Origin of the sequence: Leminorella richardii, from assembly GCF_900478135.1 — a bacterium.
In the GTDB taxonomy this organism is placed as follows: domain Bacteria; phylum Pseudomonadota; class Gammaproteobacteria; order Enterobacterales; family Enterobacteriaceae; genus Leminorella; species Leminorella richardii.
On record NZ_LS483470.1, the window covers coordinates 1,754,892 to 1,777,762 of the forward strand.

The 22,871-nt window shown below is 51.5% G+C and carries 15 protein-coding genes and 1 other annotated feature; of the genes, 14 read left to right on the forward strand and 1 reads right to left on the reverse strand.

The features are described 5' to 3' along the window. Positions 1 to 123 precede the first annotated feature (123 nt). Positions 124 to 1,140 (reverse strand): HTH-type transcriptional repressor PurR, encoded by a 1,017-nt coding sequence (gene purR, locus DQM29_RS08175; protein ID WP_111740227.1) that lies wholly within the window; start codon positions 1,138 to 1,140, stop codon positions 124 to 126. A gap of 337 nt (positions 1,141 to 1,477) precedes the next feature. Between purR and cydH the strand changes: the two genes are divergently transcribed. From cydH to DQM29_RS08245, 14 genes are all read left to right on the forward strand, one after another. Then, positions 1,478 to 1,567 carry a cytochrome bd-I oxidase subunit CydH gene (gene cydH, locus DQM29_RS08180; protein WP_111740228.1) on the forward strand — a complete coding sequence of 30 codons (90 nt, stop codon included), beginning with the start codon at positions 1,478 to 1,480 and terminating at the stop codon, positions 1,565 to 1,567. 179 nt (positions 1,568 to 1,746) lie between these two features. Continuing rightward, positions 1,747 to 2,292, forward strand: a complete 546-nt coding sequence (locus tag DQM29_RS08185) for a YniB family protein (RefSeq protein ID WP_111740229.1) — start codon at positions 1,747 to 1,749, stop codon at positions 2,290 to 2,292. Between the two features lie 178 nt (positions 2,293 to 2,470). Further along, positions 2,471 to 3,340 carry a fructosamine kinase family protein gene (locus DQM29_RS08190; RefSeq protein WP_111740230.1) on the forward strand — a complete coding sequence of 290 codons (870 nt, stop codon included), beginning with the start codon at positions 2,471 to 2,473 and terminating at the stop codon, positions 3,338 to 3,340. Positions 3,341 to 3,619: 279 nt separating this feature from the next. Then, entirely contained in the window at positions 3,620 to 5,548 is a 1,929-nt protein-coding gene (gene thrS, locus DQM29_RS08195; RefSeq protein ID WP_111740231.1) for a threonine--tRNA ligase, read from the forward strand. Between the two features lie 3 nt (positions 5,549 to 5,551). Continuing rightward, on the forward strand, positions 5,552 to 6,094 hold the full coding sequence (gene infC / locus DQM29_RS08200) for a translation initiation factor IF-3 (protein WP_071783235.1): 543 nt from the start codon (positions 5,552 to 5,554) through the stop codon (positions 6,092 to 6,094). Positions 6,095 to 6,188: 94 nt separating this feature from the next. Further along, positions 6,189 to 6,386 carry a 50S ribosomal protein L35 gene (gene rpmI, locus DQM29_RS08205; RefSeq protein WP_034861980.1) on the forward strand — a complete coding sequence of 66 codons (198 nt, stop codon included), beginning with the start codon at positions 6,189 to 6,191 and terminating at the stop codon, positions 6,384 to 6,386. Between the two features lie 36 nt (positions 6,387 to 6,422). Then, positions 6,423 to 6,779: a 50S ribosomal protein L20 gene (gene rplT / locus DQM29_RS08210; protein WP_027273088.1), complete on the forward strand. Its 357-nt coding sequence runs from the start codon at positions 6,423 to 6,425 to the stop codon at positions 6,777 to 6,779. A 129-nt stretch (positions 6,780 to 6,908) separates the two neighbouring features. Next, positions 6,909 to 7,031, forward strand: a sequence feature (Phe leader region). Next, entirely contained in the window at positions 6,914 to 6,958 is a 45-nt protein-coding gene (gene pheM, locus DQM29_RS18195) for a pheST operon leader peptide PheM (protein ID WP_134389264.1), read from the forward strand. It overlaps the preceding feature by 45 nt. A gap of 94 nt (positions 7,032 to 7,125) precedes the next feature. After that, complete coding sequence (gene pheS / locus DQM29_RS08220) at positions 7,126 to 8,109, forward strand: phenylalanine--tRNA ligase subunit alpha (RefSeq protein WP_111740233.1); 984 nt, start codon at positions 7,126 to 7,128, stop codon at positions 8,107 to 8,109. 16 nt (positions 8,110 to 8,125) lie between these two features. Continuing rightward, positions 8,126 to 10,513 (forward strand): phenylalanine--tRNA ligase subunit beta, encoded by a 2,388-nt coding sequence (pheT, locus tag DQM29_RS08225; protein WP_111740234.1) that lies wholly within the window; start codon positions 8,126 to 8,128, stop codon positions 10,511 to 10,513. A 4-nt stretch (positions 10,514 to 10,517) separates the two neighbouring features. Continuing rightward, on the forward strand, positions 10,518 to 10,814 hold the full coding sequence (ihfA, locus tag DQM29_RS08230) for an integration host factor subunit alpha (RefSeq protein ID WP_071783237.1): 297 nt from the start codon (positions 10,518 to 10,520) through the stop codon (positions 10,812 to 10,814). A 99-nt stretch (positions 10,815 to 10,913) separates the two neighbouring features. Continuing rightward, positions 10,914 to 11,918 carry a vitamin B12 ABC transporter permease BtuC gene (gene btuC / locus DQM29_RS08235; RefSeq protein WP_111740235.1) on the forward strand — a complete coding sequence of 335 codons (1,005 nt, stop codon included), beginning with the start codon at positions 10,914 to 10,916 and terminating at the stop codon, positions 11,916 to 11,918. Next, the gene (btuD, locus tag DQM29_RS08240; protein WP_111742039.1) at positions 11,902 to 12,660 is read left to right on the forward strand and encodes a vitamin B12 ABC transporter ATP-binding protein BtuD; all 759 of its coding nucleotides are present in this window, start codon (positions 11,902 to 11,904) and stop codon (positions 12,658 to 12,660) included. The genes btuC and btuD overlap by 17 nt, the downstream gene beginning before the upstream one ends. Positions 12,661 to 13,363: 703 nt before the next feature. Further along, a complete protein-coding gene (locus tag DQM29_RS08245) occupies positions 13,364 to 22,813 on the forward strand; it encodes an Ig-like domain-containing protein (RefSeq protein WP_111740236.1) in 9,450 nt (3,149 codons plus the stop codon). Positions 22,814 to 22,871 lie beyond the last annotated feature (58 nt).

Consider the following 22,871-nt stretch of genomic DNA (forward strand, 5'->3'; position numbering starts at 1 on the left):
TAAAGGGTCGTCCTGAACCTGAGCGCTTTTCTACTTTAGGTAGTTTTTCTGATTTAACTATAGGAAGAGAGTAGCCGTAGGGCAAACAAAAGACCCGCTGAAGCAGCGGGCCGGAGTGAAACGCTATTTTTTAAGGTGTGGGCCGTCGGCGACAGAGTTCCGCTCTACCAGCTCAGGATGCAGCTCAATAGAGTGGTAAGTTTCTCGCTTATTGATTACGCGATCTAACAGCATGTCGAGCGCCATTTCGGCTAGGTTCTCTTTGGGCTGCTGAATAGTTGTCAAAGGTGGATTATAAAAACGGGTGTTTCGGATATTGTCATAACCGATCACCGAAATATCCTGAGGGATTCTTAACCCCATTTCTCCCGCCGCGCACAGGGCTCCCATTGCGATAACGTCGCCGCCGCAGAACAGCGCCGTTGGGCGCTTTTTCAGTTTTAGCAGTTGCATCATGCCTTCATGACCTTCCTGAGGCTGAAAGTCCGCTTCGATAATCCACTCTGCTGGAATATGGATGCCTGCTTCTTCCAGTGCATGGAGAAAACCGCGATGGCGCTCGCGGCCGGTAAACTCATTAAGCTGACCGGTAATAGTCGCGATGTCTCGGTGCCCTCTGTCTATCAGATAGCGAGCCGCCAGATAGCCGCCGTGGAAACCGTTATCTTCAATGTTGTCGGTAAAATCGCTGTGTTTGCCCCAGTCCATGACCATCATGGGAATATTTTGATAGTCATTTAACAGCTCAAGCAGAGGGGGATGATATTCCGAACACATCACCAGCAGGCCATCCACACGTTTTTGCGCCAGCATTGCCAGATAGGCCTGCTGCTTTTCCAGGTCGTTTTGTGTATTGCACAGGATGAGCGTGTAGCCTTTTTTATAACAGGCGGACTCTACGGCCTGAATCACCTCAGCAAAGTAGGGGGATCCACTGCTGGTTGCCAGTAGTCCCAGCGTTTTGGTGCTGTTCACCTTAAGGCTGCGGGCAACGGCGCTGGGGGAGTAGCTGAGTTCTTTTATGGCTGCCCAAACGGCGGTTTTTGTATCTTCCGCTACAAAACGGGTTTTATTAATGACGTGAGATACTGTTGTTGTTGAAACGCCCGCGCGTTTTGCTACGTCTTTGATCGTTGCCATAAAAGTGAATTCTCCTGTGTCCACACCATCGTGCGTTGCTCTCCTGACAGTGTAAACGGATAAGTAACCGTTTGCCTTCTCTTTATTCGTTCGATTACACATTAAAGGCAAAAAGGTGTAGAATTTATTACGTATACACTGGCTTTAGCTTACATTGCCGCTGTCAGTGCAGTTTGGCGATGGATTTTGGCGTATTTAATTAAAAAGTCAAAGAACTATAGTTAAAGGCTGCGACGTTTTTGTTGTTTTATACGGCTTCGTTGAAATGAAGTTCGTAAGTTTGCGTTAACAGCACTTATGTTGATGACACTTAAGTTGATAATAAAAGGAATCCAAGATGTCTGCTGAGTTAAAATGGTCTTTAAGTACAGTCGTTCTGGCGTTGGCGGTGATTGTTACCTATAGTCTGATTGCCGTTACGCACTGATTGATAGTACATACCCGGCGCGGTTAAAGCCGGGTATTGTTTTTGATAGCGCCAAAGAGCAACGATGGAGCGATACGCTTTCATTTTGGCGATTTGTCGGTAAGTGAAAAATGCTCCCTTTGTGGAGCCTATTTTTTGAGTAAAGTAAGTAAGATTCGGTGTTTCAACATGGAGGCAGAATGACTCACCACACGGCTAGCGCGCTGGCTTTAATCAAGCGGATCGCGGGTATTGTTATTTTTATCCCCTCGCTTATATCGACCGCGATATCTATGCTTAAGTATCTGGTTGCGCCTAAAAGCCAAATGCAGGAGATGACGGCGACCATCATGGACTTCCTGCAGGTCATGTTTAATATCGTACGTCAGTACACCTCCTTTCTTGAGTATTTTTGGGTTAACTCTCCGGTGCCAAACACCAAAGACTGGTCAGCCACTGGCAGCATCTGGTTTATCGTGATTTTCGCGCTGATATTCGTGGGCATGGCGCTTTCAGCCTCTGGTGCTCGCTTGGCCAAGCGCGTTTACAACGTGCGGGAAGGCGTCACAGAGCGCGCGGTGCTTGAAGCGTTAAACGGCGAGCAGGGGCGTTCGAAGCAGGAGTTAGAGAAGCTGATTTCTATTCCTAATACTTCTATTTTTGCTCAGTTCAGCGAGCTTTATGTTGCACCGATACTGTGGGGCGCGTTTCTTTACGTGATTTTGCGTCTGGTAGATATGCTGTAGCCTGCGCAGTCGTTTTATTTTTTTGAGAGCCGACGTTTATCGTCGGCTTTTTCATTTATTGGCGACATTATGCCGTATAGAGGGCACATTTAGCGCAAAGCTGTGCATTAGATCGACGTTTCACTATGCTCAAAGGGTTAACCTGAATTTGTCTTGATCATAACCTTGAGGTGATGTCATGTGGCAATCCGTCAGTCGTTTATTGAGTGAGTATCTGGGCGAGACTTATACAATCATCGAAAAAGAGGAGTTGCCGGGAGGGGACATCCATCATGCACGCAGGATCAGTAACGGCGTAACTGAGGTTTTTATCAAGTATGACACGCGCGATATTTTACCCATTTTTACCGCTGAGTCCGATCAGTTGGCGGCACTGGCAAAAAGCGGTACCGTTCGAGTACCGAAAGTCTACGGTGTCGGATCAGATCGCGACTTCAGTTTCCTTCTTCTGGAATATCTTCCCCTCAAGCCGCTGGATGCACACTACGCGTACTGTTTGGGGCAGCAGCTAGCCAGGCTTCATCAGTGGAGTGAACAGCCTCAGTTTGGCTTTGATTTCGATAGCGACTTGGCAACAACGCCTCAGCCTAATCGCTGGCAGCGATATTGGAACGTTTTCTTCGCTGAACAGCGTATAGGATGGCAGCTGCAGTTGGCTCAGGAAAAAGGCTATCACTTTGGTGATATTGACGAAACGATTGCCCTTGTTAGTCAGCGCTTGAAAGGGCACCACCCACAACCTTCACTGCTGCACGGTGACCTGTGGCCAGCCAACTGTGGCGTTAGCGCGGCGGGCGCTGTGATATTTGACCCGGCCTGCTATTGGGGGGATCGAGAGTGTGACCTTGCCATGCTGCCTTTGTACTCTGAGCTTCCGGCACAGATCTACGATGGCTATCAAAGCGTCTGGCCGTTGCCCGTTGATTTTATCGAACGACAGCCGCTGTATCAGCTCTATTACCTGCTCAATCGCGCTAATCTGTTTGGCGGCGAACACGTTGAGGTTGCTCGGCGTGCTGTTGAAAGAGTGTTTGGTAAAGAAGGTTAAGTTGCTCTGATTTTCTAGAGATAATTTTACTGTATAGGGGCGGGCAGGGTGTTCGCCTCTCTGTTTATTATTGATTTGTCGCTGTTAACCCGCTGGCCTGAGTGGTAGAATTCTCCCTTCGCATGTCTTTAACTGCGAAATCGTCAAGTCAATGTGTACACATCATTGCGTACCATCTCGATACTCGTGAATCGAATAGTGATACCAATCCATTGATTTAAAAAATAAATTTTTACATGTGATCTGTCGTGTGGGTCACCACTGTAATAAGGAACTATCATGCCAGTAATTACTCTTCCTGATGGAAGTCAACGTCAGTACGATCACGCTGTTTCTGTTATGGATATCGCTCGCGATATCGGTCCCGGTTTAGCCAAGGCCTGTATTGCCGGTCGTGTTAACGGTGAACGCGTAGACGCCTGCGATCCCATTGAAAACGACGTAAAGCTTGAGATCATCACCGCAAAAGACGATGACGGTCTGGAAATTATCCGACACTCGTGCGCGCACCTGTTAGGGCACGCCATCAAGCAGCTGTGGCCGGATACCAAAATGGCGATCGGTCCGACCATCGATAACGGCTTTTACTACGATGTCGACATTGACAGAACGTTAAATCAGGAAGATCTGGATCTGCTTGAGCAGCGCATGATGGAACTGGTCAAAAAAGACTACGACGTCATTAAAAAGAAAGTTAGCTGGCAAGAGGCTTACGATACTTTTGCCGCGCGTGGTGAAATCTACAAGCAGCGGATTCTGGATGAAAACATCAGTCGCGATGCGTTTCCTGCGCTGTACCATCACGAAGAATATGTCGATATGTGCCGCGGTCCGCACGTGCCGAATATGCGATTCTGCCACCATTTCAAACTGCAAAAAGTCTCTGGCGCCTACTGGCGCGGCGACAGCAATAACAAAATGCTGCAGCGCATTTACGGCACCGCCTGGGCGGATAAAAAGCAGCTAAGCGCTTATTTACAGCGTCTGGAAGAAGCCGCTAAGCGCGACCACCGTAAAATCGGCAAGCAGCTTGATCTTTACCACATGCAGGAAGAGGCTCCTGGCATGGTGTTCTGGCACAACGACGGCTGGACCATCTTCCGCGAGCTGGAAGCCTTTGTGCGCATGAAGCTCAAAGAGTATGACTATCAGGAAGTCAAAGGTCCGTTCATGATGGACCGCGTGCTGTGGGAAAAAACCGGCCACTGGGAAAACTACAAAGAGGCGATGTTTACCACTTCGTCAGAAAACCGTGAGTACTGCATTAAGCCGATGAACTGCCCAGGACACGTACAGATTTTTAATCAGGGTCTGAAGTCCTACCGCGATCTGCCGCTAAGAATGGCGGAGTTTGGCAGCTGTCACCGCAATGAGCCCTCTGGCGCGCTGCACGGTTTGATGCGCGTTCGCGGCTTTACACAGGACGATGCCCACATTTTCTGTACCGAAGAGCAGGTACGTCAGGAAGTCACCAGCTGTATCAAGATGGTTTACGACCTGTACAGCACCTTTGGCTTTGAAAATATCAGCGTGAAGCTGTCCACTCGCCCTGAAAAGCGCATTGGTTCCGATGAGATGTGGGATCGCGCAGAGCACGACTTGGCTGAAGCCTTAACGGCTAACGGCCTTGAGTTTGATTATCAGCCGGGCGAAGGGGCATTTTACGGTCCTAAGATCGAGTTTACGCTGCACGACAGTCTCGATCGCGCATGGCAGTGTGGTACTGTTCAGCTAGACTTCTCTCTGCCGGGCCGCCTGAGCGCGTCTTTTGTGGGTGAAGACAACGAACGCCACGTGCCGGTAATGATTCACCGCGCCATTCTTGGCTCGTTAGAACGTTTTATCGGTATACTGACCGAAGAGTGCGCCGGGTTCTTCCCAACCTGGCTGGCACCACAACAGGTTGTCGTGATGAATATCACTGACGATCAGGCCGATTATGTCAGCGATTTAGCAAAAAAATTGCAGGCAGCAGGCATTCGTGCGAAAGCGGACTTGAGAAATGAGAAAATAGGCTTTAAAATCCGCGAGCACACTCTAAGGCGTGTCCCTTATATGTTAGTTTGTGGCGATAAAGAGGTAGAGGTCGGCAAAGTTGCCGTTCGTACCCGCCGCGGTAAGGATTTGGGTAGCCTTGACGTTGATTACGTTATTGAGAAACTGCAGCAAGAGATTCGCAGTCGTAGTCTTAACCAACTGGAGGAATAAAGTATTAAAGGCGGAAAAAGAGTTCAAACAGCGCGTCCTAATCGCATAAACACAGAGATTCGCGCCCGTGAAGTTCGACTGACAGGTATCGATGGCGAGCAGATAGGGATTGTTAGTCTGAATGAAGCGCTGCAAAAAGCAGAGGAAGCGGGTGTCGATCTTGTCGAAATAAGCCCGAATGCTGAGCCGCCAGTTTGTCGTATCATGGACTACGGCAAATTCCTCTATGAAAAGAGTAAGGCTACGAAAGAGCAGAAGAAGAAGCAAAAAGTTGTTCAGGTCAAGGAAATTAAATTCCGGCCTGGTACCGATGATGGCGACTATCAGGTAAAACTCCGCAGCCTGGTTCGCTTTCTGGAAGAGGGCGATAAAGCCAAAATCACGCTCCGTTTCCGCGGTCGTGAAATGGCTCACCAGCAGATCGGCATGGAAGTGCTTAACCGCGTCCGTGACGACCTTGCAGAACTGGCCGTTGTTGAATCCTACCCTAGTAGGATTGAAGGACGTCAGATGATCATGGTGCTCGCTCCGAAGAAGAAACAGTAAGGCTTGCAAGTAATAATGTCCGGGCGGCTCGTTCGTCCGGATTTTATTCGCCCAACTGGTTCGTTTTATTAACAATGCGAAGTGGATATAGAAAATGCCAAAGATCAAAACAGTGCGTGGCGCAGCTAAGCGCTTTAAAAAGACTGCCTCTGGCGGTTTTAAGCGTAAGCATGCCAACCTACGTCACATTCTGACCAAGAAAGCGACTAAGCGTAAACGTCACCTGCGTCCGAAAGGCATGGTCTCCAAAGGGGATCTGGGTCTGGTCGTAGCGTGCCTGCCGTACGCATAACTTTTTATTCAGAATTAAGACGATAGGAGAGAGCATATGGCTCGCGTAAAACGTGGTGTAATTGCACGCGCACGTCACAAGAAAATCATGAAGCAGGCGAAAGGTTACTACGGTGCCCGTTCGCGCGTTTACCGTGTTGCCTTCCAGGCAGTAATCAAAGCAGGTCAGTACGCTTACCGCGACCGTCGTCAGCGCAAGCGTCAGTTCCGTCAGCTGTGGATTGCACGTATCAACGCTGCTGCTCGCCAAAATGGTTTGTCTTACAGCCGCTTCATCAATGGCCTGAAAAAGGCTTCTGTTGAAATCGACCGTAAGATCCTAGCTGATATCGCTGTATTCGACAAAGTAGCTTTCGCTGCTTTAGTTGAAAAAGCAAAATCAGTTCTGGCGTAAGTCGGATGAAAGAGGGAGTGTTAACTCCCTCTTTTACTTTATTTTCTCTAGTGCGTGAAATCTTTATCAATTCATAGTAGTGTACAGATTATCACCAGCATCTTTAGCGTAAGAAAACTCAAGGTAACGCAAGTATGAATCCTGCTATTTTCCGCTTCTTCTTTTACTTTAGCGCCTGACATCAGGGGGCTTGCGCGTAAGAGAAGAAACGAAAAACAGCGCCGAAAGCCTCCGTCAGGAGGCTTTTTTATTATGTGCCGTTACGAGTATCAACGTATTTGAGTCTATATCGCCGGGTTTTATGACCTGATTATCAGAACTTCAGAGTAGGAAGAAGAGGAATAGAATGCCACATCTCGCCGAACTGGTAGCTAACGCCAAGGCCGCTATCGCAGAAGCCCATGATGTTGCCTCGCTGGACTTAGTCCGCGTGGAATATTTAGGCAAAAAAGGCCACTTGACGCTGCAAATGATGTCGCTACGCGACGTTCCCGCCGAAGAGCGCCCGGCTGCTGGTCAAGTCATTAACCAAGCCAAACAGGACGTTCAGGACGCGCTAAACGCCCGTAAGCAAACGCTGGAATCAGCCGAACTGAACGCACGTCTGGCAGAAGAAACGATTGACGTTTCCTTGCCGGGGCGCCGTATGGAAAACGGTGGTCTGCATCCAGTCACTCGCACCATTGATCGTATCTGCGACTTTTTTGGCGAGCTGGGCTTTGCTGTTGCCAGCGGCCCTGAAGTGGAAGACGACTACCATAACTTTGATGCGTTAAATATTCCTGGCCACCATCCGGCACGCGCTGACCACGATACCTTCTGGTTTGACGCCAAGCGCCTGCTGCGTACGCAAACGTCAGGCGTACAGATCCGTACGATGAACGAAAAGCAGCCGCCGATCCGCATCATTGCTCCCGGCCGCGTTTATCGTAACGACTACGATCAAACTCACACCCCGATGTTTCACCAGATGGAAGGGCTGATCGTTGATAAAGGCATCAGCTTTACCAATTTAAAAGGCACACTGCACGATTTTCTGAATAATTTCTTTGAAGAAGATTTGCAGGTGCGGTTCCGTCCTTCTTACTTCCCGTTTACAGAACCTTCTGCTGAAGTGGACGTGATGGGTAAAAACGGCAAATGGCTGGAAGTGCTGGGCTGCGGAATGGTACACCCGAACGTTCTGCGCGGTGTGGGCATTGACCCTGAAGTGTATTCCGGCTTTGCCTTTGGCATGGGCATGGAGCGCCTGACGATGCTTCGTTACGGCGTCACGGATTTACGCGCCTTCTTTGAAAACGATCTTCGTTTCTTAAAACAATTCCAATAACAGCGGGAGCCAAAACATGAAATTCAGTGAGTCCTGGTTGCGTGAATGGGTCAACCCCGCGCTAAGTCGTGAAGAACTGTCAGAACAAATTACTATGGCCGGCCTGGAAGTAGACGGCGTCGACCCTGTTGCCGGCGATTTCTCCGGTGTTGTTGTTGGTCGCGTAGTGGAATGCGAACAGCATCCTAATGCGGACAAACTGCGCGTGACGAAAGTGGACGTAGGCCGCGCTGAGCTGCTCAATATCGTCTGCGGGGCGCCGAACTGCCGCAAAGGCTTGACCGTTGCCTGTGCAACCATCGGCGCTGTGCTGCCCGGCGACTTTAAAATCAAAGCGGCTAAACTTCGCGGTGAGCCTTCTGAAGGCATGCTGTGCTCATTCTCTGAGCTTGGTGTTAGCGACGATCACAGCGGCATTATCGAACTGCCGGAAGACGCGCCTCTGGGGCAAGACATTCGCGAATACCTGAAGTTTGATGACGCGACTATTGAAATCAGCGTGACGCCAAACCGTGCTGACTGCCTGGGCATGATCGGTATCGCCCGTGACGTAGCCGTGCTGAACAAGCTGCCGCTGAATGAGCCTGATACATCGTCTGTAGCAGCGACAATATCCGATACGTTGCCGATTCAAATCGAAGCGGCGGATGCCTGCCCGCGCTACCTCGGTCGCGTAGTGAAAGGTATTAACGTTAAGGCCGCCACGCCGCTGTGGATGAAGGAAAAGCTTCGCCGCTGCGGTATTCGCTCCATCGACCCAGTTGTTGACGTAACTAACTACGTCCTGCTGGAGCTCGGCCAGCCGATGCACGCCTTTGACCTCAGCCGCATTGAGGGTGGAATTAACGTGCGGATGGCAAAGCAGGGCGAAGAACTGGTGCTGCTTGACGGCAACAAAGTCACGCTAAGCGACGACATCCTCGTTATTGCTGATCACAAAAAGCCTTTGGCAATGGGCGGCATCTTCGGCGGTGAGCACTCCGGTGTGAACGAAGAAACGCAGGACGTCCTGTTGGAAAGCGCTTTCTTTAACCCACTGGCGATTGTTGGTCGTGCCCGACGCTTTGGTCTGCATACCGATGCATCCCACCGCTATGAGCGCGGCGTCGACTCAGCAATGCAGGAGCGCGCAATCGAGCGAGCTACCCGACTGCTGGTTGACATCTGCGGCGGGCAACCTGGCCCTGTGATTAGCGCCGTTGCTCAAGACAAGCTACCAAAGCCTGCAACTATCGTTTTGCGTCGTCAAAAGCTTGATGCGCTGATTGGACATCACGTTTCCGATGAGCAGGTAACAGATATCCTGACTCGCCTGGGCTGTCAGGCTATACATCAGGATGACAGTTGGACTGCCGTAGCGCCGAGCTGGCGTTTTGATATGGCTATTGAAGAAGATCTGATCGAAGAAGTGGCCCGTATTTACGGCTATAACAGCATTCCAAACGTGCCGCTTCGTGCCGATTTGGTGATGACTGAGCATCGTGAGGCTGACCTAACACTACGTCGAGTGAAAGAGATGCTGGTCGATCGCGGCTATCAAGAAGCGATTACCTACAGCTTTGTCGATCCCAAGGTTCAGGAACTGTTACACCCTCAACAGAGCGCGTTGATTTTACCTAGTCCGATTTCCGTCGACATGTCTGCTATGCGTTTGTCCTTGTGGAGTGGTCTGCTGGGTGCGGTTGTCTATAACCAAAATCGTCAACAAAGTCGTGTACGCCTGTTTGAGAGCGGTTTGCGCTTTGTGCCTGATGAGAAAGCCGAATTTGGTGTGCGCCAGGAGCCTATGCTGGCGGGAATTATTACCGGTTCTCGTTACGATGAACATTGGGATCTTGCGCGGGACGCAGTTGACTTCTATGATTTAAAAGGCGATCTTGAGGCCGTGCTGGCGCTTACCGGCAGGCTATCTGAGATTGAGTTCAGAGCGGAAAGCAATCCGGCCCTGCATCCTGGACAAAGCGCAGCGATTTATTTAGGTGACAAACACATTGGATACATCGGCGTTGTGCACCCTGAACTGGAGAAAAAGCTCTCTTTGAACGGTCGTACTGTGGTGTTCGAAGTGTTGTGGGACGCGCTGGAAAACCGCCGCGTACCGCAGGCTCGCGAGGTTTCACGCTTCCCTGCGAACCGTCGTGATATCGCCATTGTTGTCGCTGAAAACGTACCTGCTGCCAATGTATTAGATTTGTGTAAAAAAGTTGGCGTAAATCAGGTGGTTGGCGTAAACTTGTTTGACGTATATCGCGGCAAAGGTGTTGCAGAGGGTTACAAGAGCCTCGCTATCAGCCTAACGCTGCAAGATACCGCACGTACTCTAGAAGAAGAGGAAATCGCCGCTACCGTTAATCAATGCGTAGAGGCATTAAAACAGCGATTCCAAGCATCCTTGAGAGATTGAACCTATGGCGCTTACTAAAGCAGAAATGTCTGAACACTTGTGCGAAAAGCTTAACCTAAGCAAACGCGATGCCAAAGATCTCGTCGAACTTTTCTTTGAAGAAGTTCGAAGGGCTTTGGAAAATGGTGAACAAGTCAAACTTTCCGGGTTCGGTAATTTTGATCTGCGTGATAAAAGTCAACGCCCTGGGCGTAATCCCAAAACGGGCGAAGATATTCCTATCACCGCCCGCCGGGTTGTCACTTTCCGTCCGGGGCAAAAATTAAAGAGCCGGGTTGAGAACGCGACACCAAAAGAATAAAAATAACCACCTCAAAAAGGTCGCGCAGGCGACCTTTTTCTTTTATCTCTCCGTTTACTCATCTATGGATATCGAATCGTCAGGGCAATGAGATAGAGCATGAATTCGCACTTTACCTCGCTAAAGCAGCACCAGCGCCTTCAAGACAGAAGGACGTTCTGGCTATTGCTGTTGCTGCTCTTGGTCGTAGCGATCGTTAGCCTGTCCGCAGGAGATATCTGGTTACCCCCAAACCGCTGGTTTAACGATCCGCAGGCCGACCTGTTTGTTTGGCGTTTGCGCCTACCGAGAACGCTGGCGGTCATGATGGTGGGAGCTGGGTTAGCCATGTCCGGCGCGGCTATGCAGTCTTTGTTCGATAATCCACTTTCCGAACCGGGGCTACTGGGCGTGGCCAACGGTGCGGGGGTTGCGCTGGTGCTGACGATACTCGTCGGCGGCAGCCTTTTGCCCGTGTGGTTACTGAGTATGAACGCGATTGCCGGTGCTCTGCTGTTAACGCTGGCACTGCTGGTGTTAACTCGCAGGCATTTTCTTTCCGGTTCACGGCTGCTGCTGATTGGCTTTGCCTTAGGCATTGTCTGTAGCGCAGTGATGACCTGGGCTGTCTACTTCAGCACCAGCATGGACTTACGTCAGCTGCTGTACTGGCTGATGGGCAGCTTTAGCGGAATTGATTGGCAGCAGCGCTGGCTAATGCTGGCTCTGCTGCCGGCACTCTTGGGTTTGGCAGTGCAGGGAAATCGATTAAACCTGCTTTCGCTTGGGGAAACTCAGGCTCGCCAGCTTGGTGCCCCCTTGGCACTGTGGCGCAATGGTTTTGTACTGGCTATTGCCTGGATTGTCGGCGTCAGCGTGGCGATTTCCGGCATTATTGGCTTTATCGGGCTGATTATTCCTCATATGCTCCGCCTGATTGGTATTACCGATCATCGATTCCTGCTGCCGGGATGCGCTATATCAGGCGCAGCACTATTGCTGGCGGCGGACTTGCTGTCACGCATTGCGCTGCCTTCTGCGGAGCTGCCAATCGGTGTGATTACCTCGACGCTCGGTGCTCCGCTGTTTATTTGGATGCTAATACGCCATGTTAACGCTGACTGATCTCTCTATTGAGCACCGTTTGACAGGCGTCAGCGCGACTGTACAAGCGGGCAGACTGGTGAACATCATTGGTCCTAACGGCGCAGGGAAAAGCACGCTGCTGGCTGCTGCTGCCGGGCTTTTACCGTATAGGGGAAGCGCGCTGCTCGGTGAGGATGAAATTGCTGAACTGTCTCCCCAGCGTTTATCCCATCAGCGCGCCTATTTAGCCCAACAGCAGGAAAGCAGAGCAATGATGCGGGTTTTTCAATATATCGAGCTGCATCTGCCTAAAGAGGCATCGGTTGGTAAGGTTGAAGGCGTCGTGATGCAGCTGGTTCAGCGTTTGGACTTAGGCGATAAGCTCGACCGTCTGCTCACCCAGCTTTCCGGTGGTGAATGGCAGCGTGTACGTTTGGCGGCAGCTTTTTTGCAGGTGTGGCCGGAGATAAACCCGGAAGGGCGGCTTTTACTGTTAGATGAGCCGATGAACAGTCTCGATGTGGCTCAGCAGGCGTCTCTGAATCGACTGCTTAAAACGTTCTGCCATTTAGGAGGCTCTGCCGTCGTCAGCGTCCATCATCTAAACCATGCGCTTAGCCACGCTGATGATATTTGGCTGCTCGACGCTGGTAAGCTGGTTGTGGAAGGGCCGGTTGCAAAGATTATGGTACCTGAACGCCTGTCGCCGGTTTTTGGCGTTGAGTTTGAACTGCTGCAAATGGGTGAGAAAAAGTGGCTAAGCGTAAAGGCATCTAATTAAGCAGTTGGATGAGAATAAATAGAAATAAACATTACGTATTTTGAGGGAATAGCGATTAAATAATATAAGAGTCTCTTTTTGATATCTCATTTTTTACTCTTTATGAAAAAACTGCTTTAAAGGATTCAGTTGCCGATAATTAGTCTATTTTATTAACGTGAGTCATCTAATAATAAGATGGGAATCTCTATTTTATTTGGCTTCATAGTGGAGGTTTTTATTAAAGAATAAATTTTCTTTTTTAAAGTTTATTTCCTTTTTTTTATGTCAAAAATGAAATCATTCATTTTGAATGTATTTTATTGACTTTGAATTCAAGTTTTTATTTTATTTTCAATTAATTGTGGTTTTTTGTTGGTGTTTTTTTAAATTTATTAACCTCAGTAAATCATGCAAACCCCATTATTAATTTAATGATTTCTAATGATTATCACTTTTTCATTCAAACCCCGTAGTGTGAGTTAATTGTTTTTTCAATATGATTTTTTTGTTTTTTTAATTTTGATTAAATGTGAAACATTGCTTATACATCTATACACAACACTTAGATAAACGCTTAAAAAGCCCTTTTTATTCTCGTGGAAATCTTTTTCATCATGGACAGCCGATCATTTGTCGGACGCTAAAACTCCGTCAGATGAATTATCTGCGTCGTTATAACGGCGCTTTTGCATCTATTGATTGTGGTAAGGGGATGTAAGACATGGCTCTCGAAAACAACATATCGGTTATTTCTCTCAGCGGCGGCGAAGAGGTGGCGACTTACGAAGCGGGAAGTCGCACTGTAGCTATGGCACAACCTAGCGTTGTTCATATGCAGGGTAGTCCGGCGATGGTCGCTCGCTATGAGCGCGCCGGAAACGATCTTATTCTGCATATGAAAGACGGTTCGACTGTGCGCTATCAAAACTTTTTTCTTAGTACTGACTCAGAGCAAAGTGAACTGGTTTTTGACGACGGTGAGTCTCAACAACATGCCGTGTTTCCTTTTGCCGAGCTGCCTGCATCCTCTGCTGAACAAACAATAGTACCAACTTATGAAGTAGTAGAAACTAACGATAATACTCCAGTCGCTCTTGCACTAGCGGCTTTAGGGGGGCTTCTTGCGGTAGGCGCAGCTGCATTTGGAGGATCTGGCGGCGGAGGAAACCACCACAATAACGTATTTTCTGGTAGCAACAACGGAAATAACGGAGGTGGTAACAACGGAGGGGGCAACAACGGAGGGGGCAACAATGGGGGCGGCAACAACGGAGGTGGCAATAATGGAGGCGGTAACAATGGAGGAGGCGATGCGCCCACAGTCACCATCATCACCGTAGGTAACGACGCCTATATTAACGCCCTTGAACACCAGCAGCCTCTGCTTATTTCCGGTACAACCACCCATATGACTGCCGGTTCAAGTGTACAGATTACGCTGAACGGTAAATCCTATACGGCGACGATTCAGGCCAACGGCAGCTGGAGCTTTACCGTTCCGGCGCAGGATGTCCAACAGCTACCGGACGGTAAGCTTACAGTGACTGCCAAGGTACAAGACGCGGCAGGAAAAACAGGGCAGGACACTCACGATATTACAGTGATCGCTTCGGCTGAGGATTTACCCACTATCACCGTTAACACGGTAGCTGGTGATGACGTGATTAACGCACAGGAAGCTCAGTCAAACGTCATCATTAGCGGCACAACAACGCACGTGACGGCGGGTCAGAAGGTCACTATTACCATTCAGGGCAAAGATTACACCACAACGGTAGACGCCTCTGGTAACTGGTCATTTAGCCTACCTCCCAGCGCTGCTCAGGGATTAAACCAGGGCGAACAAACAATTACGGTCAAAGTCAGTGACGTTGCAGGCAATACTGCAACAGACAGTCATACTGTCGACGTAGATACTGTTCCACCTCTGCTGACGATTGATATTTTTATCAAAGATAACATTTTGAACTACGCCGAATCACTGCTGGAACAAATTCTGAGCGGTACAGCGGATCCCGATGCAAAGGTCACGGTAAAAATAGGCGATAGCACCACAGTTGTTACTGCTGATGGCGAAGGCCATTGGGAACTTGCAGTGAGTGCTGAAGAGCTGGCGGCGCTGTTGGATGGTAGTGTGACGATCACCGCCTCGGTTACCGATGAGGCAGGTAATGAAACCACCGTGTCGTCAACGCTGAACGTAGCGACCCATGAGCTACCCGTACCAACGCTGAATACGCCGTTTGGCGACGGTATTTTGAATCAGGCTGAGGCCGACGCTACGCAGACGCTGTCGGGAACAACGGGCGTTAGCGGTCTTGGACAGACTGTTACTGTCAATATTGGCGGCAAGGACTACACGGCGACGGTTGATATTAACGGCTCGTGGACTTTACAACTCACCTCATCAGACCTGCAAGGATTAGATGAGGGGAGCGTATCGATAACTGTGACAGTGAGCGACTTTGCGGGCAACAGCACGGAGCTTAACAGTACCTTTGTGGTTGATACTACACCGCCAACGCTGACAGTAGGCACTATCGCCGGTGACGGGGTCATCAACGCCGCTGAAGCGCTAGCGGCCATTCTGATTAGCGGTACAGCCTCGCTGAGTGAGGCCGGGCAGACAGTGCATATTACTCTGGTACCGGGCGGAGGTGACTATACTGGCGTTGTTCAAGGTGACGGCACCTGGCAAATTACTCTACCGGCGGGAACGTTCAACGGCCTGTCTGACGGCAACATTACGGTAAAAACCTCACTAAGCGATACCGCAGGGAACTCAATCAGCGATGAAACCTCCGTAACGCTTAACGCGTCCAGCAATAGCTTTCCAACCGTAGACATTGTGGCGGTCGGTAACGACGCCTACGTTAATGCCACTGAGCACCAGCAGCCGCTGGTGATTTCAGGCACCACAACCGGTATGGCCGAAGGGCAACTGGTCACCATTACGCTCAACGAAAAAACCTATACAGCTGAAATCCAGGAAGACGGCAGCTGGAGCTATACCATTCCCGCTCTTGACGTACAGCAGCTGCCGGACGGGCCGATTACTGTATCGACCAAGGTGGTGAACAGTGTGGGTAACCCAGCCACTGATTCACAAGACATTACCGTTATCGCCTCTCCGGGCAATTTACCAACCATCACGATTAATACCGTAGCCGGTGATGACGTAATCAATGTGAAAGAGTCTGAGTCTGATGTCGTTATTAGCGGCACAACAACACATGTTACCGAAGGGCAAGAGGTCACCATTACTCTGGATGGGAAGGAGTACACAACTACGGTAGACTCCTCTGGAAACTGGTCATTCAGCGTACCGTCCAGCGTCGTTGAAGGATTGGATCAGGGCTTACAGACTATTACAGTAGAAGTCAGCGATGTGGCGGGTAACTCAGTATCAGGTAGTCACAATGTAGTGGTAGATACCGTACCGCCGCTGCTGAGTATTGATATCTTCGTCAACGACAACATTCTTAACTATGCTGAAGCGCTGTTAGGCCAGCTGCTGAGCGGCTCAACCGATCCCGACGCGAAGGTCAGTATCACCATCGGCAGCAAAACTACCATTGTCACCGCAGACAGCGAAGGGCACTGGGAGCTAGCGGTGAGCGCCACCGATCTGTTGGCGCTGGAAGACGGTAGCAGCACAATCACCGTGAAAGTCACTGACGAGGCGGGCAACAGTACCGAGGAGCTGTTGAATATCACCGTCGCGACTCACAATCTGCCAGCGCTGACGCTGGATCCGATGTTTGGCGACGGCCTGTTGAGCATTGCCGAGATGCTGGACGGCGGTGCGTTGACCGGATCTTGCACCAATCTGCCGATTGGCACGGTGGTTTCCGTTACCATTGGCGGTGATACCTACACTGGCTCGGTAACAACATCGGGGCATTGGACAGTAAATATTCCGGCCGGTGTGCTGAGCGGGCTTGATAACGGGCCGACTGAGATCGTCGTAACGGCGCAGGACAGCTACGGAAATCAGGGCAGCGCCCACGGTTCGCTTGACGTACACCTTCAGGCACCGCTGGCAGTGTTGACACTACCGCTGTTTGGCGACGGTATACTTAATCTGGCTGAAGCGCTAGCGGGGCAGACGTTAACTGGTTCTTCGGGCCTTATCGGCGCAGGGCAGAGCGTTTATATTACCCTGGACGGTGTTCGATACGACGGTACGGTAAACGCCAACGGTAACTGGTCAGTACAGCTCCCGCCGGACGTGCTGCAAGGGCTGCTTGATACTGGGCACTCCATCAGCGTCACCCTGACTGACGCGGCAGGCAACCATGTGACCTGTCCGGATCTGTCATTCACCTCCGTCATCCACAATATTCCGGCACCAACACTCGATCTCCCCTTTGGCGACGGCATTTTGAACCATGCGGAAGCGCTGCTGGGCGGCGAACTGAGCGGCTCTACCGGCGTAATCGGTTTGGGGCAAACGGTTATCGTTAGCGTAAACGGCATACCTATCGAAGCGACGGTAGATGCCAACGGTCACTGGACGCTGCCTTTGGATTCGACAACGCTGCTTGGCCTTCAGGACGGTTCTTGGACAATCACTATCAAAGCGACTGACAGCGCCGGTAACAGCACGACCGTTAGCGATACGCTACAGGTGCTTATTAATCACCTGCCTAACGCGACAATCAATACCCCGTTTGGCGATGGCGTTTTGAACCTGTCTGAAGCAAGTAGCGCGGCGGGTCAAGTCATTAGTGGAACAACTGGCCTGACCGGGCCGGGGCAAACGGTGGTTGTTACTCTGGACGGCGTTCCTCAGACTGTCACCGTTAACGATGCCGGTCAGTGGAGCATTACGCTGGGTAGCGGAACGCTGACCGGGCTCGATCCTAACGTGCCGCACGACATTCACGTCAAGGTTACCGACTCCGCAGGCAACGTTTCAGAGAAGGATTTGAGCTTTAACGCCTATCTGACGCTGCCTACGCCAAGCTTTGACCCGGTGGGAAATCCCTTCCTGGACGGCTATCTGAATCTCAGCGAAGCGGGGCAAACCATTGTTCTGACCGGTAAGACCGGTATCACTGGAACAGGTCAAGGCGTGATGCTGACTATCGACCTAGGGGGCGTTTCATACCCCGTGACGATTGACAGCAACGGTAACTGGACTGCCACTATCGATGCCAACGCACTGCTTGGCTTGAACAACGGCTCCCATACACTAACACTGACAGCAACCGATGCGGCGGGTAACAGCAATAGTGTTGACCTGCCGTTTAACGCACAGCTGACGCTTCCTCAGCCCACTATTAACTTGCCGTTCGGCGACGGCTATCTGAATGAGAACGAAGCATCAATAACTCAAGTGATCACCGGTAGTCTTGGCGTGGCGGCAGGCACGCCGGGAGTGACAGTACAGGTAACTATCGCAGGTGGTACGCCAATAGATGCCATTAACAACGGTGATGGTACTTGGAGCCTAGAGCTTCCGCTGGGTTCGTTTATTGGAATAGACGACGGCGTACACGATATCGTTGTGACCGTGAAAGACGCAGCGGGCAACAGTAGTAGCGCTGACTATGCGGTACACTTCTCACTGACACCGCCAACCATTACGGTGGGCAGCTTTGCCGGTGATAACGCGCTGAACTATGCAGAAAGCCTGCTGCCTCAGGTGCTAAGCGGCACGACTAGCGCTGAAGTTGGACAAACGGTCACCATCACACTAGGTGGGCAGACTTTTACGACCAAGGTACAGGAAGGCGGCGTTTGGAGCTTAACGCTGCAGCCGACCGAGCTGGATACGCTGACCTCGGGTACTTTACAGGTGTCTGTAACCGACAAGGCGGGTAATACCAACAGCACGCCGTTGACGTCGATTAGCGTTGACCTGACAACCGTTGATCCTAGCTTGAGCATTAATCCGATTGGCGGCGATGGCTACCTCAATTTCTCGGAGTTGAATGGGCAAACGACATTTACCGTAAGTGGTAAAAGCCACGGAGTGCTTCCGCCGGGGATAGTTTTGGTCTATCTAAACGATATGCTTGTTGGATCTCCATCGGTAGACATCAATGGTAATTGGTCAGTAAATATTTCTACTTTAGATCTGATAAATGGAGATGGTTCGTATACTGTCAAAGCTCAGACAAGCTTACCCATTATGGTGGATATCAAGAACGTTATTGTCGATACCGTGGCTCCCACCATTACTATCGGTACCTTTACCGGTAATGACAGGCTTAACTCTACCGAAGCGCAGGCGTCATTGGGGCAAACTATTAGCGGCACCACCAGTGGTGGCGTGGTTGGCCGCCAGGTGACGGTGTCACTCAATGGCAAAGACTATCACACTGTGGTGCAGGGTGACGGCTCTTGGTCTGTCACAGTACCGAAGGGCGATTTAAGCCAGCTTCCTCAGGGGGCAAACACCATTACCGCCTCGGTCAGCGATGCCGCGGGTAACCCCGGCTCAGCAAGCCATCCTATTCAAGTAGACACTATCGCACCGCTGCTCACCGTAGACGTACTGGGCGTTGGCAACGTGCTGACGGCGCTAGAAGCACTTGTGGATCTGCTGATCACCGGAACGGGTAACGCTGGCGACACTATTCGAGTTTCGCTGGGGGGAACTATCCTGACGGCGACCGTCGGTGGGGATAACAAGTGGCAGGTAAGTTTTACACCAGAGCAGCTGGTAAATCTGGTTGACGGCCCAATAACGATTGGTGTGACCTCAACGGACGCCGCGGGTAACGTGACGTCAGCCAACGTTGGCCTCAACGTAGCGATTAACTCACTGCTTGGCGTCGGCGCAGGGCTGGTCTTCGGCGGTGACGGTATCCTTAATCTGGCAGAGTCGCTGCTGACGCAGGTGATTTCCGGTACGGCTACCGGTAACTATGCGGGCGCCACGGTTTCTCTGACTATCGCAGGTCAAACGCTGACAGCGCAGGTTGGCCCTAACGGAAAGTGGAGCCTGTCACTCGATCCTTCTCTGTGGGCAGGGCTTATCGGCAATACGCTGGCGCTGGATCTTTCGATTACCGACGCCAACGGCAACGTGGCTCACCAGCTTATCAATACGCAGCTGGCGTTAACCAATCTGCCGACCATTAACTCTGTTGTCGCCTTTGGCGACGGTCTGTTGAGCCTGCTGGAGTCAACGGCATCGCAGCTGATAACCGGCGTTATTGGCAACTGGTCTCCGGGTGTGAGCGTAACGGTTACACTGGGAACCCAGACGTATGGAGCAACCGTTCTACCGAACGGTACTTGGTCTGTCTCCATTCCTTCAAACATCCTTAGTGGATTAAGCGATGGCATCACTACTGTTGGCGTCAAGGTGACCGACACCTCGGGTAACTCCGTACAGCAAAACGTCAATGTGAACGTAATCACCCATAACCTGCCGACGATTTCGCTCAATCCGCTGTTTGGTGACGGCACGCTCAGCATTACTGAGCTGCTGGGGGCGCTGTCCATCGGCGGCACTTCAACCGGGCTGGCGGGAAGAACCATCTCTGTCAATATTGCCGGAGCGCCGACGCTTAGCGCCGTCGTCAACGCCGACGGTACTTGGAGCGTGGCGCTAACGCCTTCTGTTATTGGTATTCTTCAGGGGATTGGCAGCGGTAACGTTACCGTATCCGTCAGCGCCAGCGACGTTGCCGGTAACCCGGCAAATACCAGTGTCGGTCTGCATCTGGATCTGCTGCCGCCGCTGCTGGGCAGCATTACGCTGTTTGGTGACGGTCTGCTTAACGCGACAGACGCTACGCTGACGCAAACTATCAGCGGTATGTTGAGCAATGCGCCAATCGGCACGGTTGTGACAATTAAACTGGGTAACAGCACGCTGGTTGGCGTTGTTACACAGGCGGACGGCTCCTTTAGCATCAATGTGTTGCCATCCGTACTGTCACAGCTACCGGACGGTAACCTGACGGCAAACATCAATATCACTACGCCGGACGGTAACAGCACCAATACGACCGCAAACGTTCAGGTTGGTCTGAAAAACCTGCCAGTGGTGAGTCTCGATCCGCTGTTTGGCAACGACGGCTTCCTGAATCAGGTCGAAGCGGCTGCCGGTCAGCTTATTAGCGGAACGGTGACTAATCTGACTTCCGGTCAGGTGGCGATCAATGTAGGGGGAACCCTGATTAACGCCACCATCAATCCGAACGGCACGTGGAGCGTTCTGGTTCCCGGTAGCGTATTGAGTAACCTGCCTGACGGTACGTTAAGTGTCAGCGCCTCGGTAGTGGATGCGGTAGGCAATAGCAACAGCGCCAGCGCCTCGCTGAACGCGATTATTCACAAACTGCCTTCGATTTCTATCGGATCGCTGTTCGGCGACGGCCTGCTGAGTGTGGTTGATCTGCTGACGGCTCAAACCATCAGCGGCACCAGCAGTAACTTGAGCGTTGGTACACAGATCCTAGTGACTATCGGCAGTAGCACCTATAACGCCACTGTGGGAGCCAACGGCGCGTGGAGCCTTTCCCTCTCTCCGGCCATTTTAAGCACCATTCAGGACGGTAGCTTTACCGTTAGCGTCTCGGTGAAAGACGCCGCCGGTAACCAGGCTTCTTCTTCGAGCCTGCTGCAGGTTACTGCCCATCAGCCACCGACGCTGTCGTTGACCAATATCTTTGGCAATGATGGCCTGAGCGCAGCGGATCTGCTGTCAGTTCAAACTATCAGCGGTACATCCACCAATGCCCAAGGCTCTACGGTAAATATCACCATTGGAACACAGGTCTTCCATGCGCTGGTAGGTAGTGACGGCAGCTGGTCGGTGAGCGTTTCCGGCTCTCTGCTAAGCGGCCTGCTGGACGGAAACTATACGGTCAGCGCATCGGTGACTAACGGTGCGGGCAATACAGTCTCAGCAAGCAGTCCGCTGACGGTCATTACCCATAATCTCCCGACAGTTACGCTTAATCAGCTGTTTGGCGACGGTGGCTTGAACATTGCGGACGCTTTAGCGGGTCAGGTACTCGGTGGAACCTTAACCAACGCCATTGGTGCGACGGTGACGGTGACCGTGGGGGGCGTCAATTTTAACGCAACGGTTGGGCCTAACGGCACTTGGTCGCTAAGTCTACCCAATAACATTCTGCAATCACTGCCAAACGGCAACCTGCAAGTGGATGTTACGGTACGCGATGCGGCAGGCAATACCAGCTCGGCGCACGCGTCAGCAGAGGTGAAATTAACCGCGCCTCAGCTGTCCTATAACCCGCTTTCGTTGCTCAACGTCACTCAGCTGTTGAACAACGGTTTGACCATCACAGGTAACTCACGCTATCTGGGCAGCAGCGGCAAGCTGATGGTGTCAGTACTGGGACTGGCTGGCGTTGCGGCTCAGGTTAGCGACAACGGTACCTGGACGGTCACGCTGCACCTGACGCTGACTCAACTACTGTCGTTGACTCTGGCTTCACTGGTGAAGCTGGAGGCGGTGGACTCCGTCGGAAACGGGGTTAGCGTCGAAGTCGGGTTGGGAACTGCGCTGGTGCTGCCGCCGTTAGTACAACCGACTGCGCTTGCACACGACGCCTTGGCGACGGACGGAAGCGGCCATGAGTCCTCTACATCGGCCACGACCTCAGAGCACACGGATACGGCAAGAACAGCGGCCAGCACGCCAGCCAGTACACCGGCTGAAAGTGAATCACATACGACGGAGAGTTCAGCCGTTGAGAGCCAGCACAGTCTGTCAGCCGTTCTATCCAGCGGCGTACAGCTTAGCGGTGAAGCGGTGGTGGGCAGCGCCGGTAACGACGAAATCCATCTCAGCAGTCTCGGTTTCAGCCACATCGACGGCGGAGCGGGTATCGACACCCTGATTCTGGCGGGCAACGGGCTAAATCTGGATCTGACCGCGCTAGGAGATAAAGTTCAGAACATCGACATCATCAATCTGGGACTGTCAGGGAGTAACGGCATTACGCTAGATCTGAACAGTTCGCTTAACGTGACTGACAGACCAAGCGACAGCCTGATTATTCAAGGGGACGATGATGACTGGGTCAATCTGGTCAGCAGTCATGGAGATACCTGGTCGGTCAGCGGTCAGCGTGAAGTCGGCGGTGTGACCTACGACGTGTACCACAACTCGGCTCAAGAAGGCAGTACGTTAGGGGACGTGCTGATCCAGCACGGCCTGCATGTAAATCTGGTGTAGTGAGTTAAGCGAGCGCGCACGCTTTGCGCGCCGCATATTTCGAGCTGGAGTGCTCTAA

Coding starts and splice junctions, on each gene's coding strand:
- purR (WP_111740227.1), bottom strand. CDS start 1,140: ATGGCAACGATCAAAGACGTAGCAAAACGCGCGGGCGTTTCAACAACA.
- cydH (WP_111740228.1), top strand. CDS start 1,478: ATGTCTGCTGAGTTAAAATGGTCTTTAAGTACAGTCGTTCTGGCGTTG.
- DQM29_RS08185 (WP_111740229.1), top strand. CDS start 1,747: ATGACTCACCACACGGCTAGCGCGCTGGCTTTAATCAAGCGGATCGCG.
- DQM29_RS08190 (WP_111740230.1), top strand. CDS start 2,471: ATGTGGCAATCCGTCAGTCGTTTATTGAGTGAGTATCTGGGCGAGACT.
- thrS (WP_111740231.1), top strand. CDS start 3,620: ATGCCAGTAATTACTCTTCCTGATGGAAGTCAACGTCAGTACGATCAC.
- rpmI (WP_034861980.1), top strand. CDS start 6,189: ATGCCAAAGATCAAAACAGTGCGTGGCGCAGCTAAGCGCTTTAAAAAG.
- rplT (WP_027273088.1), top strand. CDS start 6,423: ATGGCTCGCGTAAAACGTGGTGTAATTGCACGCGCACGTCACAAGAAA.
- pheS (WP_111740233.1), top strand. CDS start 7,126: ATGCCACATCTCGCCGAACTGGTAGCTAACGCCAAGGCCGCTATCGCA.
- pheT (WP_111740234.1), top strand. CDS start 8,126: ATGAAATTCAGTGAGTCCTGGTTGCGTGAATGGGTCAACCCCGCGCTA.
- ihfA (WP_071783237.1), top strand. CDS start 10,518: ATGGCGCTTACTAAAGCAGAAATGTCTGAACACTTGTGCGAAAAGCTT.
- btuC (WP_111740235.1), top strand. CDS start 10,914: ATGAATTCGCACTTTACCTCGCTAAAGCAGCACCAGCGCCTTCAAGAC.
- btuD (WP_111742039.1), top strand. CDS start 11,902: ATGTTAACGCTGACTGATCTCTCTATTGAGCACCGTTTGACAGGCGTC.
- DQM29_RS08245 (WP_111740236.1), top strand. CDS start 13,364: ATGGCTCTCGAAAACAACATATCGGTTATTTCTCTCAGCGGCGGCGAA.